Annotated in this window: 15 protein-coding genes; 3 read left to right on the plus strand and 12 right to left on the minus strand. The window is 46.1% G+C overall.

The genetic code is table 11. The annotated features are described in order from the left end of the window. The first annotated feature begins 6 nt into the window (after window positions 1–6). The 3 genes from gloB (at window position 7) to AACT23_RS04505 (ending at window position 3,092) form a co-directional block, all read left to right on the plus strand. Window positions 7–765, plus strand: coding sequence for a hydroxyacylglutathione hydrolase (gene gloB / locus AACT23_RS04495; RefSeq protein WP_026027910.1), 759 nt, complete (start codon window positions 7–9; stop codon window positions 763–765). A gap of 72 nt (window positions 766–837) precedes the next feature. Continuing rightward, a complete protein-coding gene (locus AACT23_RS04500) occupies window positions 838–2,409 on the plus strand; it encodes a lytic transglycosylase (protein ID WP_064625806.1) in 1,572 nt (523 codons plus the stop codon). Next, complete coding sequence (locus AACT23_RS04505) at window positions 2,406–3,092, plus strand: YIP1 family protein (RefSeq protein ID WP_013856224.1); 687 nt, start codon at window positions 2,406–2,408, stop codon at window positions 3,090–3,092. The genes AACT23_RS04500 and AACT23_RS04505 overlap by 4 nt, the downstream gene beginning before the upstream one ends. Window positions 3,093–3,099: 7 nt before the next feature. Here the strand turns inward: AACT23_RS04505 and AACT23_RS04510 are convergent, their stop codons facing one another. The 12 genes from AACT23_RS04510 to AACT23_RS04565 form a co-directional block, all read right to left on the minus strand. Beyond that, entirely contained in the window at window positions 3,100–3,942 is an 843-nt protein-coding gene (locus AACT23_RS04510) for an endonuclease/exonuclease/phosphatase family protein (RefSeq protein WP_176428689.1), read from the minus strand. A gap of 80 nt (window positions 3,943–4,022) precedes the next feature. Next, the gene (gene glnB, locus AACT23_RS04515; RefSeq protein ID WP_010320105.1) at window positions 4,023–4,361 is read right to left on the minus strand and encodes a nitrogen regulatory protein P-II; all 339 of its coding nucleotides are present in this window, start codon (window positions 4,359–4,361) and stop codon (window positions 4,023–4,025) included. A gap of 110 nt (window positions 4,362–4,471) precedes the next feature. Then, a complete protein-coding gene (locus tag AACT23_RS04520) occupies window positions 4,472–4,783 on the minus strand; it encodes a c-type cytochrome (protein WP_026028528.1) in 312 nt (103 codons plus the stop codon). Window positions 4,784–4,843: 60 nt separating this feature from the next. Then, entirely contained in the window at window positions 4,844–6,154 is a 1,311-nt protein-coding gene (gene tilS, locus AACT23_RS04525) for a tRNA lysidine(34) synthetase TilS (RefSeq protein WP_094129742.1), read from the minus strand. A 132-nt stretch (window positions 6,155–6,286) separates the two neighbouring features. After that, window positions 6,287–7,246 carry an acetyl-CoA carboxylase carboxyl transferase subunit alpha gene (accA, locus tag AACT23_RS04530; RefSeq protein WP_013856219.1) on the minus strand — a complete coding sequence of 320 codons (960 nt, stop codon included), beginning with the start codon at window positions 7,244–7,246 and terminating at the stop codon, window positions 6,287–6,289. Window positions 7,247–7,293: 47 nt separating this feature from the next. Next, entirely contained in the window at window positions 7,294–10,773 is a 3,480-nt protein-coding gene (gene dnaE, locus AACT23_RS04535; protein WP_094129745.1) for a DNA polymerase III subunit alpha, read from the minus strand. 81 nt (window positions 10,774–10,854) lie between these two features. Then, complete coding sequence (gene rnhB, locus AACT23_RS04540) at window positions 10,855–11,466, minus strand: ribonuclease HII (protein WP_026027914.1); 612 nt, start codon at window positions 11,464–11,466, stop codon at window positions 10,855–10,857. Window positions 11,467–11,509: 43 nt separating this feature from the next. After that, complete coding sequence (gene lpxB, locus AACT23_RS04545) at window positions 11,510–12,658, minus strand: lipid-A-disaccharide synthase (protein WP_094129748.1); 1,149 nt, start codon at window positions 12,656–12,658, stop codon at window positions 11,510–11,512. A gap of 105 nt (window positions 12,659–12,763) precedes the next feature. Next, window positions 12,764–13,552, minus strand: a complete 789-nt coding sequence (lpxA, locus tag AACT23_RS04550) for an acyl-ACP--UDP-N-acetylglucosamine O-acyltransferase (protein ID WP_010320113.1) — start codon at window positions 13,550–13,552, stop codon at window positions 12,764–12,766. A 1-nt stretch (window position 13,553) separates the two neighbouring features. Continuing rightward, window positions 13,554–13,985: a 3-hydroxyacyl-ACP dehydratase FabZ gene (fabZ, locus tag AACT23_RS04555; protein ID WP_026027636.1), complete on the minus strand. Its 432-nt coding sequence runs from the start codon at window positions 13,983–13,985 to the stop codon at window positions 13,554–13,556. Window positions 13,986–14,101: 116 nt separating this feature from the next. Beyond that, complete coding sequence (lpxD, locus tag AACT23_RS04560; protein WP_017046602.1) at window positions 14,102–15,133, minus strand: UDP-3-O-(3-hydroxymyristoyl)glucosamine N-acyltransferase; 1,032 nt, start codon at window positions 15,131–15,133, stop codon at window positions 14,102–14,104. A gap of 7 nt (window positions 15,134–15,140) precedes the next feature. Beyond that, the gene (locus AACT23_RS04565) at window positions 15,141–15,650 is read right to left on the minus strand and encodes an OmpH family outer membrane protein (RefSeq protein ID WP_013856212.1); all 510 of its coding nucleotides are present in this window, start codon (window positions 15,648–15,650) and stop codon (window positions 15,141–15,143) included.

The raw sequence follows: 15,650 nt of genomic DNA on the forward strand, positions 1-15,650 counted from the left end.
ATACTCATGTTACAGATCAAAAGCATACCCGCATTTAATGATAATTACATCTGGCTGATCCAAAATAGCGATCAGCGTTGTGCTGTGGTCGATCCCGGTGATGCAGCACCAGTGCTTGAGTACCTCTCGAAGCATCAATTAACGCTCGAAGCAATATTAATTACCCACCATCACCATGATCACATTGGTGGTGTTGCAGAACTGGTTCGCCAGTTTCCCAGCATTAACGTTGTTGGTCCCGCTCATGAACCTATTCCTACCTTAACGCACGCGGTTGAAGCTGGCGATCAGCTAGAACTATTCGATGAAATCTTTATGGTGCTTGATCTCGCAGGACACACAAAAGGTCACATTGGCTATGTCGGTGACAATAAACTGTTTTGTGGCGATGTACTGTTCTCCGCAGGGTGTGGCCGTGTTTTTGAGGGCACAATGGAGCAAATGTTTACGTCACTGTGTAAACTTGCCGCATTGCCAGAAGAGACTGAGGTCTATTGCGCGCACGAATATACCGCAAGTAACGTCGCATTTGCTTTAGCCGTTGAGCCCGATAATGACCAACTTCAACAGTATCGAGATACCGTCAACCGGCTCCGAGCCCAGCAGAAATCGACATTACCGACCACGATCCGCCAAGAAAAATGGATCAATCCATTTTTGCGGACCCAGCAAGAGAGTGTGATGAAATCAGTCGCGAATCGTACTCAACAAACCGATCCTCTATCAATTTTTACCGCGTTACGTGAGTGGAAGAACGAATTTTGACGATTTGCTGCTTGTCATAGCAATAAAGTGCCAAGTATTATCAGCAGCCATTAAGTCAAAGGGCTGAGATAGATGCGATTTCAATTTAGCTGGGTGATGGTGCTCTTGTTAGCGGGGTGCCAAATCACTCAGCCAACAGACCAAACAACAGCGCCAAATGCCAAAGAGGCAAATAGCCCTCAGATTCAGACACAAAAAGAGATGGCTAAACAAAAGTCGTCATCTGCAAAAAAGACAACGCCGAAAGTGATCACGCCACAAGAGCAAGCGGACGTATGGCAGCGCATCGCAATGCAGTTGTCGATGGATATCCCAGATCATAAATCAGTGAATTATTATCGAACTTGGTATCTTAAACACCCAAATCACCTACAAACTGTTGCCGAGCGAGCAAAGCCATTTCTTTACCTTATCACTGAGAAAATTGAGCAGCGCGGCTTACCACTTGAGTTAGCACTCTTACCCATTGTTGAAAGCTCGTTTGATGCCTTTGCCTACTCACACGGTAGCGCTGCGGGGCTGTGGCAATTTGTGCCGAGCACGGGAGAGATGTATGGCCTAGAGCAAAATTTTTGGTATGACGGAAGACGAGATGTAGACGCCGCCACCGATGCTGCTTTGGATTATCTCACTGCATTAAATAAGCGTTTTGATGGTGATTGGAGCCATGCGATTGCCGCCTATAATAGCGGTGGTGGGCGGATCTCTAGCGCGATTCGTAAAAATCACAAGGCTGGTAAACCAACCGACTTTTTCTCACTCGACTTACCCGATGAAACCACAGGCTACGTCCCTAAATTACTCGCACTGGCCGATATTGTTGCCAATCAAGAAAAATATGGCATTGAAATCCCAGCGATCGCTAACAAACCAGTGCTAACGTTAGTCGACCCTCAAGAACAGCTTGATCTTGCCATTGCCGCCAATTACGCCGGAATGAGCGTGAAAGAGTTGCAAAGTTACAACCCAGCTTACAATCAATGGGCGACCTCGCCAACGGGACCTCATCAACTGCTTATCCCAGTAGATAAAGTGGAACGCTTTGCTCAGAAAGTTGAAGAGAATCGCGGTAAGGGGATGAAGTTAGTACGCTACAAGGTAAAATCCGGCGATAGCTTGAGTGTGATTGCTCAACAGCACAATACCACCAGCAAAGTGATTCAGACGGCCAACAATCTCAATGGCAACGTCATTCGCGTTGGGCAGTATTTAATGATCCCAACATCCGTAAAAGACGAAAAAGCATACGCACTCAGTGCCAGTAACCGCTTAGCAAAAACGCAAGCGATGGCCCGTGGTCAGTATAAGCTGTCTCATACGGTAGCCAAAGGTGATAGCTTATGGAGCATTGCCAAACAGCACAATGTTTCCCATCAGTCCTTAGCAAAATGGAACGGTATGGGGCCAAGAGACACGTTGAAGATTGGCCAAAAACTGGTCATTTGGAAAAATAGCAGTGAGGGTGCCATCATTCGCACCGTCTTTTATCAAGTGCGTAGCGGCGATACACTCAGCGCCATCGCTAATAAGTTTAAAGTCAAAAGCCTCGACATTGTAAAATGGAACGAGCTTGCAAACCAAAAGTACTTAAAGCCGGGTCAAAAACTCAAGCTCTACGTCGATGTCACTAAGGTCAGTGTATGAATCCTTCCAGTAACCCGTTAATCATGTTGGTGGATATTTTCCGTTCCCCCACGTCTTGTTTTTTAGCCCTTTATCAACGCGGCATGTGGGGTTGGCAACCTTATCTCTTTTTAATCCTGAGTCCCTTTCTATTTTGGGGGGCTTATTTTGACGTGGTTAACCTTGAATGGTTAAAAGCTGGGCTCTCGGCGCAGTTGGCTATGATCAATCCCGCTCAGCTTGAAATGTTAGATGCCAACACCTTGATGGCCAGCGAAATTATCAGCGATGTGGTAGGCCGCACGCTAACGATTTTCATGTTGGCATTGTGGTTCAATTTGGCGACCAAGCAGAGCCAACATCAGCACGGTTTCTGGCGTTGGTTTGCCGCAAGTGCTGTCATCACTTTCCCAGCCGTGTTGGGCGATCTCGCCAGTTACGCGAGCTTATTACTCAAACATGGCCACGTGATGACTTACGCTGCTGATCTTAACAGTTTAAATGGCCTAATTAAGTTGCCACTGACTAATGATTGGTCTCAATTTGCCAGCTCCTTCCCACTACTTTTGCCTTGGTACATCGTACTTGGCTACGCGGCGGTGGGCGCATGGACAGAGCTTGAACGCGGCCAAGCTCTGGTGATTTCGGCGCTGCCTTGGATTGGCTATTACCTGATTTGGGCGCTGTACATCGCCATCAGTTAGAAAGTGGTTATAAACTAAAACTCGCCAATAGTGGGTTATGATCAGAAGCGTCCGTTACGGGCGCTTTTGCATTGAGCAGTGTTAAACCGCGATAAAAAAGATGATCAAGCACCAAGCCCGTCACAAACTGAACACGGTGATCGGGTTCGAACAACACTTCCTTCAAACCCACACGATTTAATGCAGTGGTTAATGTGTCCATTCTTGCTTGACTCCAGCTATTAAAATCACCACCGACAATCACCGGCCCTTGATGTGTTTTTAATTGAACGAGTAACGCTTCCAGCTGATTGGTATACTCTTGCGTTCCATAGGTAAAGTTCACTGCATGCAGGTTTACAACCGCCAGAGTCTGACCATCACTTAAACGATACAGGGCGTAAATCGCCGATTTGGGTAAGCGCAACCAAGGCTCTAATTCGGTGTAAGCACACGCTAATACTGGCATCTGCCTGCCAAGATTTAACACTCCGGCTGATTCACCAAAAACACGAAAAGCATCCGCTTGCGTCCCCCCCCACTGCTTTTGGCTGATCCACTCTTTCAATGACAAGGTCATGCTCGCTTCTTGTAGCAACACCAATTGGGCATCTTGGCTGAATTTATCCAGCTCACTTTGCCATGTTGCTCTATTTTGTTTATAGATATTCCAAACCAGTACATTAAGCTGACCACGCACATCAATTGCGCGAGCGTTTGGATTATCGTAACAAATCAGTGGAGATGAAGCGTTTTTCCCATCAATAGTCAACAATTGCGGCGTTGAAGGAATAGTAAAAATAGAGAAAAAACTAATCACAGCCGCGGTAATCAGCAACAGCGGCAAAACAAGCAGATATTTTCTTTTCATAACGTTCAACAAAATTGGTAGGGATGTATTAATAAAGAGACAAAAAAGGAGCCATTGGCTCCCTTCTTCTCGGTGTACGGCTAAATAGCGTCTTCGTCTTCTTCACCGGTACGAATTCGTACCACTCGTTCAATATTAGTAATGAAAATTTTACCATCACCAATTTTTCCCGTTTGCGCCGTCTCAATAATGGTGTCAACGCAGCGATCAGCGACATCGTCAGTCACTACAATTTCAAGCTTCACTTTAGGTAAGAAATCCACCATGTACTCAGCGCCACGGTACAATTCAGTATGCCCTTTCTGACGACCAAATCCTTTTACTTCAGAAACAGTCATACCCGTGATCCCGACTTCAGCTAACGCTTCGCGGACGTCATCAAGTTTAAATGGCTTAATAATGGCTTCGATTTTTTTCATGTTCATCCCTTACACTTTCGTCAATTGGTGGCATTATCTGCTAGCAAAAAAAAACAATCAATAAAAAGCCCAAGCAACGCCTGGGCTGATTGAAACCCGTTCACTGCCATTTACTTAAGACTTGCGAAATAGGCCGCTAAGTTTTCAATATCGGCATCACTGAGCATTGCCGCTTGCGCTTGCATTACGACGGCTAAACCACCATTACGCTCTTTATTCTTGTAGGCTTTAACTGATGAGATAAGGTATTGCTCATTTTGCCCTTTTAGATTTGGATATCCCGGAATAAGGGCAATCCCGTCTGCGCCGTGACACGCCGCGCAGATAGCCGCTTTGGCTTGCCCTGCGGCTGGGTCCCCAGCAAACGCGCTTCCCGCTAACAACGTTAAACCCATAACTATTCCAATCGCGACTTTTTTCATTGCTCCACCTTTATGTCCATATTCATGGTATGTTTTATACGAATTTTGCATGAAAAGCGTTCATTTGTCCCAGATGAGTTCACAATCTTGCCCACTGAAGTCACGATCAACAAATAAATTTGCAATCGCAACCACTTGATTCCGATGCATCAATATTGGCGTTCTTCGTCGTAACCAACTGGGCACGCCATACTCTTGGAACAATTTTTTTAGCTTTCGACTTCCCACTCGTCCGACAGGGCATGCTGCCAGCCCTTCAGGATTAAACGTAACGCTTAATTGATGGCAATTATCAGGCAAGGCTATTTCCTTGCTACCACCATGAGACGATAACCTCAGATTTCCTAGTCCATCAGGCAAGGTTAATGATTGATCGGGCACGATCATCGCCTGCCAATCTGAAATGTCTTGATAAGTTTGGATGCAATATAGCTTTTGGTCAAAGCGGCGGATCTCACTTTGCCCTAGTTTAAGACGAGGATTCGCATCAATACGCGCAGACGCCACTTGTTGCCAAATCATCGCTAAATGTTCTTGAGTCGGCATTGGCTCCCCCAATTGAGCAAGCCACATTCTTAGCAATTGATAGCGTGCTAATTCGCTGCGATGAGAAAGCGCGGTAATTGATAAACTACCATCAGGCATTTTTGCCTCTTGCATTGCCTCTTGTAGCAGCTCTTCAAGCAACACCTGCTGCTGAGCACACAATGTCGCACTACGAGCAACCGCTTGGTGAATATGCGGCCAGCGCTGCGTAAGAACTGGCGTGATGTGATGGCGGATAAAATTACGATCAAAACGGGTATCTTGGTTGCTTTCGTCCTCGACCCAATCCAAATTCTGGGTTACGGCAAAGCTTTCGATCTGTACGCGAGTCGCCGCAAGCAAAGGACGGACGATTTTCCCCGCTCCAAATGGCATCGCTTGTGCCATCGAAGAGAGTCCTTTGGGTCCACTACCACGCTTTAACGCGAGCAAAAATGTCTCGATCTGATCATCGCTATGCTGTCCAGTTAGTAACAAATCGTCAGTGTTAATGTATTTCGCTAAAACTTGGTAACGCGCCGTACGCGCCAATGACTCCACACTTTCACCGCTAGCGGTATCGAGTTGCACCCGTTCAATAAAAAAAGGGATCGCGGCGTGTTGGGCCCAGCGCCGGCACTGTTTGGCCCACGCATCTGCATGTTGACTTAATCCATGATGAACATAAACAGCGCAGCACTCACAGGAGGTTTCGTCACGATATTGCGCCAATAGTTCAAGCATCACCCGCGAGTCCATGCCACCACTAAAACCCAAGACTAATTGGCTGCTTGCTAAGCGATGACGATTGATAACGTGTGAAAATAGCGAATAAAGTTCAGACATGGGTTTTCAGTGCTAAGAGGAATTGATGCCAGTTTACCTTGAAACGCGCCAAGCAAACCAGCCTTGAAATCGGGCAGATAAAAAAGGGCTGGACAGAATCCAACCCTTTTTATTTATTGTCCGATCTGCTGTTTAGCAGTAGCCGTAGTTCATCAAACGTTGATAACGACGAGCCAATAATGCTTCTTCATTCAGCGGCTCTAAATCAGCAAGCTGTTTTAGCAGTGTTGCTTTCATATTGGCGGCCATTTGTATTGGATCGCGATGCGCGCCACCTAATGGTTCTTCGATAATTTCATCAATCAGCTCAAGCTCTTTTAAGCGAGGAGCGACTAAGCCCATCGCTTCAGCCGCTTGCGGTGCTTTATCTGAATCTCGCCACAAGATTGAAGCGCATCCTTCTGGCGAAATTACCGCATAAGTGGAATATTGCAGCATGTTCACGTAGTCACCCACGCCAATCGCCAAAGCACCACCAGAGCCACCTTCACCAACAACATTGCAAATTACAGGCACTTTCAAGCCTGACATCACTTTTAGGTTTGTAGCAATCGCTTCAGATTGGCCACGTTCTTCAGCGCCAACACCAGGATAAGCACCTGCGGTATCAATGAAGGTAATAATAGGCATGCCAAAACGTTCAGCCATTTTCATTAAACGCAGTGCTTTACGATAACCTTCTGGTTTTGGCATTCCGAAGTTACGTCTTACTTTTTCTCTCGTTTCACGTCCTTTTTGGTGACCAATCACCATCACCGGACGTCCCTCTAAACGAGCAATGCCGCCGACAATCGCTTTGTCATCAGCAAAAGCGCGATCACCAGCCAACTCGTCAAACTCAGTGAAGACATGGTTGATGTAATCAAGCGTGTAAGGGCGTTGTGGATGGCGTGCCAATTGAGCTACTTGCCATGCCCCTAAATCACCAAAGATTTTCTTCTTAAGCTCTAAGCTTTTCTTTTCTAGCTGTTCGATCTCTTTGTCGAGATCAACGGACTTATCACCACCATGGCGAGACACGTCGCGTAGCGCCTGAATTTTAGCCTCAAGTTCAGCAATTGGTTTTTCAAATTCTAGAAAATTTAGGCTCATCTACCGATCCTTTTATACTCAGCGTTCAACATATTTGACGCCAAATTTTAGTTAAATTCGAGTTCTACCTGATCTTTGCCAAGTAGCTGTTTCAATTCGTCTAACAATGTATCACTTGGGGTTACACGCCACTGCGTACCAAGAGTGAGTCGCACTCTCGCCTCTGCGCGTTGGTAGTATACATTGACAGGTATAGTCCCTGCTCGGTGAGGCTCTAAGATCTGACTAAAGCGCTCAAAAAACTGGCTGTCTATCTGTGATTGTTCAATCGATATCGACAAGCCACGGGCATATTTTTCACGCGCACTGCCCAAGTCCATGACTTCGCGCGCCGACATTTTAAGGCCACCATTGAAGTCATCAAAGCTGACCTGTCCAGAAATCACTAAAATTCTATCTTTTTCTAACAGCTCTGCATACCGCTCTAACGCATCAGAGAATAACATCACTTCCATACGTCCTGAACGATCATCTAACGTCATGATGCCAATCCGCGTGCCACGCTTGGTGGTCATGACTTTAGCAGCAATCACTAACCCCGCTAAAGTGACGGATTGATCGCGTCGCGTTGGCGTGGCATCTTTTAGTCGACAACTGGTGTACTTCGCAAGTTCCTTAATATGTGCGTTTATTGGATGCCCGGTCAAATAAAGGCCTAATGTATCGCGCTCACCTTCAAGCCAAACTTTCTCAGGCCACTCGGGGACTTGCGTATATTTATGTTCTACTTCTTCTGGCGCATCAGTCAATACACCAAACATATCAACCTGACCAAAGGCTTCAGCTTGGTGGAATTGGCTGGCCGCTTTCACAGCATCATTTAATGAGGCCATCATTGCAGCACGGTGTGGGCCTAAACGATCCAAAGCACCCGCATAAATAAGCTTTTCAATCACACGCTTATTGACTTTTTTCAGATCAATTCTGGCGCAAAAATCAAACAAATCTTTAAAATGGCCGCCTGCTGTGCGCGCTTCTAAAATCGCTTCAATCGGCCCTTCACCCACACCTTTGATCGCGCCAATACCATAGACAATCGCGCCATTTTCATCGACGTTAAAGCGGTACAAGCCGGCGTTAATATCCGGTGGTAACACTTTAAGATTCATGCGTAAACATTCATCCACTAAGCCAACCACCTTTTCGGTGTTGTCCATGTCGGCCGTCATTACTGCCGCCATAAATTCGGCTGGGTAGTGGGTTTTTAACCATAAGGTTTGATAAGAAACCAGAGCATAAGCCGCAGAGTGCGATTTGTTAAACCCGTAACCGGCGAATTTTTCTACTAAGTCGAAGATTTTCATCGACAATTCGCCATCCACGCCGTTTTTTATCGAACCTTCTTCAAAAATCGCCCGCTGCTTGGCCATCTCTTCTGGCTTTTTCTTACCCATCGCACGGCGCAGCATATCCGCGCCGCCTAGTGTGTATCCGGCTAGGACTTGGGCGATCTGCATCACTTGCTCTTGGTACAAGATGATGCCGTAGGTTGGGTCTAGAATTTCTTTTAATGACTCATGTTGCCATTTTTCATCTGGGTAGGAGATCGCCTCTCGGCCATGTTTACGGTCGATAAAGTTATCCACCATACCCGATTGCAAAGGCCCTGGGCGAAACAGGGCCACTAGTGCAATGATATCTTCGAAGCAGTCTGGCTGGAGACGTTTGATCAGATCTTTCATGCCGCGCGATTCTAACTGGAATACCGCGGTGGTTTCAGAATTTTGCAATACACGAAATGAAACTGGGTCTTCTAACGGGATAGCTTCAATACGAACGGGCTCTTTGCCTTCTCGTTGTAAGCGCGGGTTAATCAGCCCTAGTGCCCAATCGATAATGGTTAAGGTACGTAGACCTAAGAAGTCAAACTTGACTAAGCCTGCGGTTTCAACATCGTTCTTATCAAATTGAGTAACGGGGAAATGCCCTTCAGCATCCGCATAAATCGGCGAAAAGTCGGTAATTGTGGTTGGGGAGATCACTACCCCACCCGCATGCTTACCAGCGTTACGCGTGCAACCTTCTAGAATTCGGCACTTATCAATCAGCTCTTTGACGTCTTCGTCATTGTTGTACAGCTCAGGTAACGCGGGTTCAGCCTTAAACGCCTTTTCGAGTGTCATTCCTGGATCTAGTGGAATAAGCTTTGAAATGCGGTCGACAAATCCAAACGGATGACCAAGCACGCGTCCCACGTCACGAATGACCGCTTTGGCAGCCATAGTACCAAAGGTGATGATCTGTGATACCGCATCACGACCATACATTTCAGCAACGTGATCAATAACTTGGTCACGTTTATCCATACAGAAATCGACGTCAAAATCAGGCATTGAGACCCGTTCTGGGTTCAAAAAACGTTCGAAAAGTAAATCATATTGTAGTGGATCTAAATCGGTAATTTTGAGCGCGTAAGCCACCAATGAACCCGCACCCGATCCGCGCCCCGGTCCCACCGGAATATCGTTATCTTTTGACCACTGGATGAACTCCATCACAATCAAGAAATAACCGGGGAACCCCATGTTATTAATCACTTCGAGCTCAATTTGCAGCCGTTCATCATATTCAGGGCGACGTTGTGCGCGAACCTCAGGATCGGGGAACAGAAATTCAAGACGCTCTTCAAGGCCTTCTTGTGATTTCATCACCAAGTATTCGGTTTCTTTCATTCCTTCCGTTGGAAAGGCGGGCAAGAAATATTCCCCCAAACGGACGGTAACATTACACCGTTTGGCAATCTCAACACTGTTTTGCAGCGCTTCAGGAATGTCGGCAAACAGCTCACACATTTCCGCTTCGGTGCGCAAATATTGCTGTGGGCTGTAATTTTTTGGCCGACGAGGATCTTCCATGGTGTAGCCATCATGAATCGCTACTCGAATTTCATGCGCTTCAAAAAACTCTTCGCTGAGAAACACCACTTCATTGGTTGCAACGACGGGCAGATCGTTATTTTCAGCCAATTCTAGAGCAAAGTGCAGATAGCTCTCTTCGTCGGCTCGCCCTGTGCGAGTCAATTCAAGGTAAAAACGATCGACAAAATGAGTTTGATAAAACTCGACACATTTATCGACTAATGCCTGATTACCTTTAAGCAGTGCTTTGCCTATTTCACCACTTTTTCCACCCGAAAGCACAATCAAGCCTTCGGCATATTTCACTAGCCACGCTTTATCAATCACAGGTAGGTGTTGCACATGACCGCGTAGATAAGCATCGGAGATCAGTAAGGTCAGATTTTTGTAACCAACATTATCACTCGCTAGAACCGTCAGCTTGGTGAGCTCATCACCAAACTCCTCGGATTGCATGACAAAATCTGCACCGATAATCGGCTTTACCCCACAGTTATGAGCGGTACCATAAAATTTGACCAAACCACATAAGTTCGTGAAGTCAGTCAACGCTACGGCAGGCATCCCCATCTCGGCCACTTTTTTCACAAGCGGTGGCACTTTGGACAAGCCATCGATCATAGAAAAGTCGCTGTGGACACGGAGGTGGACAAACTTTGGTTCTGGCATGCAATAAAATCCTAGATGCTAGGTTTGGTACAAGATTTGGCGGTTATTCTACGCGAATCTGCTCGTGGCTGACACCCGCAATTAGTCAATTCCCAGCACGCGTTTCACTGGCTTAAAGCTTTTACGGTGCTCTGCGATGACGCCATGCTGTTCGATCGCGGCAAAATGCGCTTTAGTTGGATAGCCCTTATGTTGAGCAAAGCCAAATTGTGGGTACAATTTATCGAGCGCTTCCATCTCTTTATCGCGTACCACTTTAGCAATGATTGAGGCGGCGCTGATTTGCGCCACACGCATATCACCCTTGACGACTGCGATACCATGCATCGGTAATTGTGGGACACGGTTGCCATCAATTAAAGCCAAATCAGGTTGAATCGCTAGACCTGCAATCGCGCGTTGCATCGCCACCATAGTCGCTTGAAGAATATTAAGCTCATCAATTTCAGCTGGTGAACAGCGGCCAACAGACCAAGCGAGCGCCTTTTGTTGAATTTCAGGAAAAAGCGCTAGGCGTTTTTTTTCTGATAACTTTTTCGAGTCTGCTAAACCTTCAATCGGATTATTCGGATCCAAGATTACTGCGGCAGTCACTACGTCGCCCACTAATGGACCTCGACCAACTTCATCCACTCCTGCAATCAAAACATAGCCCTTAGGGTATTCAAAAGGAGTCAGTGTTTGTTCTGCCATCTTGTCTATTTTCCTCTCGTTATTTTTCAATCGCTCTTAATCGTTAATGGTTAATCAAGCTTAAAACCGCTTTGGCAGCTTGTTGATCGGCGCCTTTGCGGATCCAGTGATGCATTTCAGTAAAACGTTCAATTAAAGAGGAATTATCACGGCTAAGCATGCTATCGACCGCAGGAAACAGATGTTGCGGGTCGCATTCATCAAGAATGAACTCAGGAACCAGTTCTTCTCCGGCTAAAATATTGGGCAGTGAAACAAATTCGGTTATCGCAAGCTTCTGAACCAACCATCCGGTAAGCCAGTTCACTTTGTATCCCACCACCATCGGCCGTTTGAGCAACATGCATTCCAGTGCGACTGTGCCAGAGGCAAGCAGCACAGCATCTGCAGCCGTGATGACATTACGCGCGGTGTCTTCAATAATAACAAAATCGAGCTCTGGGGCGATCTCCTGCCAAATGGTTTCAAACTGCTGTTTACGTTTGGGATTGACGGCAGCTACCACAAAACCAATATCAGGGTATTTCTGTTTGATTTGTCGACATGTTTCAATAAATGGCTTGGCAATTAAACCGACTTCTCCCCCTCGGCTACCGGGTAGCACAGCCAGCCACTGTTTATCTGTCTCTAATTTCAACAGTTCACGAGCGGCGATTTTATCGGGTTGCAGTGGAATGGCATCGGCCAGTGTATGGCCGACAAATTCGCACGCAACCTGATACTTGTCGTAAAACGCTTTTTCAAACGGAAGAAATGCCAACACTAAATCGGTCGCCGCATCGATTTTAAAAATACGTTTGGGACGCCATGCCCATACAGATGGGCTCACGTAGTGGACGGTTTTGATGCCCGCTTTTTTGAGATCAAGCTCTAGTCGTAAATTAAAATCTGGTGCATCAATACCAACAAACACATCCGGCGGATTGGCTTTAAAATACTTCACCAACTGCGCTTTAACTTTCAGTAAACGCGGTAAGCGGCCAAGCACCTCAACCAGACCCATCACGGCTAGCTCTTCCATATCAAATAAAGATTCACAACCTTGAGCAATCATTTTAGGGCCGCCAATACCGACAAATTGTGCATTGGGGTATTGCTGCTTGATGGCTTGAATGAAGCCTTCTCCTAATATATCGCCAGAAAGCTCTCCGGCAACAATACCGATTCTTAGGGGATTTTCATGTGAGTGCATATCGTTTCCTAACAGAATCCGCTCAGCCGTTATGCGGCGTCAAAAAGACAAAAGATCGCTAAACAAGTAGCGATCTTCGGATATTAATCAAAACTCAGTGGCGAACTAACGAATAATGCCACGCTCAGTTTTTTCTAGTAAATCAGTAAAACGCTGAATCGATGGGTACTCTTTCGCCATCTCAACCAATATAGGTAAGACCTCTGCTTGCGTTTTACCTGATCGGTAAATCTCTTTATACGCTTTTTGTAGCGCGCGAATTTCGGCTTTTTCAAAACCATTTCGCTTCAAACCAACAAGGTTAAGGCCAAATGGTGAAGCATGGTTACCTTGTGCTAACACGTAAGCAGGGACATCTTGCACCACTGCAGAACAACCACCGATATAGGCATAAGCACCAACACTACAAAAAGGATGAATCGCCGACAACGCCATAACACCAGCATAGTCACCGACCGTCACATGGCCGCCAAGAATTGCGTTGTTACCAATGTGCGTATGATTACCAACAATCACATCGTGCGCAATATGGGCATTCACACACAATAGGTTGTCGTTGCCAACAACTGTTTGTGTTTTATCTTGCATAGTACCACGGTGAATTTGCACCGCTTCACGAATAACATTGCGATCACCAATGACAACTCGCGTATCTTCACCACCATACTTCTTATCTTGGTTCTCTTCGCCAATGACGGCGTGAGGGAAAATACGGTTCTCTTCACCAATGACGGTGTTTCCTTTGATGACCACATGCGACATCACTTCCGTACCTTGGCCAATGCTTACCCCAGAGGTGATGTAAGTAAATGGACCAACAGTGACGTTAGCTCCGATGATAGCGCCATCTTCAACCACCGCACTTGGGTGGATTTGTGCAGTTTCATGAATCATATTAAAACTCTCTACGAGCACATTTCATTTCAGCTGAACACACAACCTCACCATCAACTTTCGCTACGCCATTAAACAACGCAATACCACGACGCTCTTTAATGAACTGCACTTCGATGATCAGTTGGTCGCCAGGACCTACAGGTTTACGAAACTTCGCATTATCAATACTAGCAAAGTAATACAATTCGTTATCTTTCGGTGCACCAAAGGTTTTGAATGCTAGTAGGCCCGTTGCTTGTGCCATTGCTTCTAAAATCAGCACACCTGGAAAAATAGGTAACTGCGGAAAATGACCAGTGAACTGAGGTTCATTAACTGACACATTTTTCAAGCCAACAAGGTATTTGCCTTCTTCAAAGTCAATTACACGGTCAATCAACAGAAATGGGTAACGGTGAGGAAGCAGCCTCTGAATTTCAGTGATGTGCATCGTTTTCGTTTCAGTCGTCAAAGTCATATTCCTATACAGTAAAACTTTCAAAAATTATTTGGCATTATAGACGAAAAAGACTCGCAATTGGCGAGCCTAATCGGGAAAAAGTAGAATTAGGATTCCGCTTCCTGCTCTAAGTACTTTTCAAGTGCTTTAAGTCGCTTGTGCATATCTTCGATACGGTGAACGCGAGCGGCAGTTTTACGCCATTCTTTGTTCGGTTGCAACGGAATACCAGAAGAGAACATGCCTTTCTCGGTGATGCTGCGCATCACCATCCCCATGCCAGTAATAGTGACCCCATCGACAATCTCGATATGGCCATTGATCACCGCACCGCCACCAATAATGCAATATTTGCCTATGTGGGTGCTGCCAGCAATGATGGTACCGCCAGCAATTGCAGTGCCATAGCCAATACAGACGTTATGTGCAATCTGTAATTGGTTATCGAGAATGACGTTATCTTCAATAATCGTGTCATCTAATGCGCCACGATCAATTGTCGTGCAGGCACCGATTTCAACTCGATTACCGATCCGGACTGTGCCAATTTGCGGAATTTTAATCCACTCACCTTTCTCATTGGCATAGCCAAAACCATCAGAACCAATCACGGCACCTGACTGAATAAGGCACGCCGAGCCAATTTCCACTTCGTGGTAAACGCTGACATTTGCCCACAACTGGGTGTTAGCGCCAATTTTAGCGTTTTTACCGATGAAACAGCCAGCACCAATGGAGACGTTATCGCCCAGTTGCACGCCCGTCTCAATGACCGCGTTTGCACCAATAGAAACGTTCTGCCCTAGCTGGGCATCCGGTGCAACAACCGCAGAAGAGCTGATATCACTCGCAGGTCGCGGTGTCGTGTCCAGCGCTTGCGCCACCTTTGCAAAAGCAACGTATGGATCAGCGACGACCAATACATTGGTTGTACACAATTCACGTTCACTAGCCTTGACCATAATCACCGTTGCGCGGCATTGACCAAGGTGTTTGTTATATTTGGGATTAGAGAGGAAAGTTACGTAACCTTCCTGCGCCTTATCCATAGGTGCGACAGCGGAAACTGTCGCAGAGCCATCACCAAACAGCTCTCCCCCGGTGATGGTTGCCAATTCGGCTAAAGTCAGTTTTGCCATAATAATATTATTTTAGTTGTTTAATTACTTTCTCTGATAGGTTGTAGTCCGGCTTACCATATTGCATAGCTTGCACGTCAACAACGATGTCATAACCTTCTTTTTCCGCAACTTTCTTCACAGCGTCTTGAATCACCATGAAGAGTTTTTGCTTCTCTTCACTCTCACGACGCGCTGAGGCTTGCTCTAACGCTTGCGCTTTGATTTTGTACTTGCTGTCTAATTGACCAATTTCAATACGCAGCTTCTCGATCTCATCTTGACCTAGCAGTTCGCCATCACGTTTAAGTTTTTCAATTTTGGTTTTTGCTTCAGCTTGAATTGACTGTAGCTCTGCCCCTTTATCTTTAAACTCTTCTTGTAATTTTTGCAGCACAACTTCTCGTTGAGGTAATGCTTGGAATACTTGCGCGGTATTAATGTAACCTACTTTCTGCGCCGCCTCAGCGGCTTGCGCAAAAAATGATGAACTCAGTACAACTAGGCCCAATCCTGCCGCTTGAATCGCTTTTTTCAA

This window comes from Vibrio sp. V09_P4A23P171 (assembly GCF_963875615.1).
Taxonomy (GTDB): domain Bacteria; phylum Pseudomonadota; class Gammaproteobacteria; order Enterobacterales; family Vibrionaceae; genus Vibrio; species Vibrio anguillarum.

Excerpts from the sequence above, each read along its gene's own strand:
- lpxD (WP_017046602.1), bottom strand. The coding sequence starts at position 15,133 with ATGGCAAAACTGACTTTAGCCGAATTGGCAACCATCACCGGGGGAGAG.
- lpxB (WP_094129748.1), bottom strand. The coding sequence starts at position 12,658 with ATGCACTCACATGAAAATCCCCTAAGAATCGGTATTGTTGCCGGAGAG.
- tilS (WP_094129742.1), bottom strand. The coding sequence starts at position 6,154 with ATGTCTGAACTTTATTCGCTATTTTCACACGTTATCAATCGTCATCGC.
- gloB (WP_026027910.1), top strand. The coding sequence starts at position 7 with ATGTTACAGATCAAAAGCATACCCGCATTTAATGATAATTACATCTGG.
- dnaE (WP_094129745.1), bottom strand. The coding sequence starts at position 10,773 with ATGCCAGAACCAAAGTTTGTCCACCTCCGTGTCCACAGCGACTTTTCT.
- AACT23_RS04500 (WP_064625806.1), top strand. The coding sequence starts at position 838 with ATGCGATTTCAATTTAGCTGGGTGATGGTGCTCTTGTTAGCGGGGTGC.
- fabZ (WP_026027636.1), bottom strand. The coding sequence starts at position 13,985 with ATGCACATCACTGAAATTCAGAGGCTGCTTCCTCACCGTTACCCATTT.
- glnB (WP_010320105.1), bottom strand. The coding sequence starts at position 4,361 with ATGAAAAAAATCGAAGCCATTATTAAGCCATTTAAACTTGATGACGTC.
- AACT23_RS04505 (WP_013856224.1), top strand. The coding sequence starts at position 2,406 with ATGAATCCTTCCAGTAACCCGTTAATCATGTTGGTGGATATTTTCCGT.
- AACT23_RS04510 (WP_176428689.1), bottom strand. The coding sequence starts at position 3,942 with ATGAAAAGAAAATATCTGCTTGTTTTGCCGCTGTTGCTGATTACCGCG.
- rnhB (WP_026027914.1), bottom strand. The coding sequence starts at position 11,466 with ATGGCAGAACAAACACTGACTCCTTTTGAATACCCTAAGGGCTATGTT.
- accA (WP_013856219.1), bottom strand. The coding sequence starts at position 7,246 with ATGAGCCTAAATTTTCTAGAATTTGAAAAACCAATTGCTGAACTTGAG.
- lpxA (WP_010320113.1), bottom strand. The coding sequence starts at position 13,552 with ATGATTCATGAAACTGCACAAATCCACCCAAGTGCGGTGGTTGAAGAT.
- AACT23_RS04520 (WP_026028528.1), bottom strand. The coding sequence starts at position 4,783 with ATGAAAAAAGTCGCGATTGGAATAGTTATGGGTTTAACGTTGTTAGCG.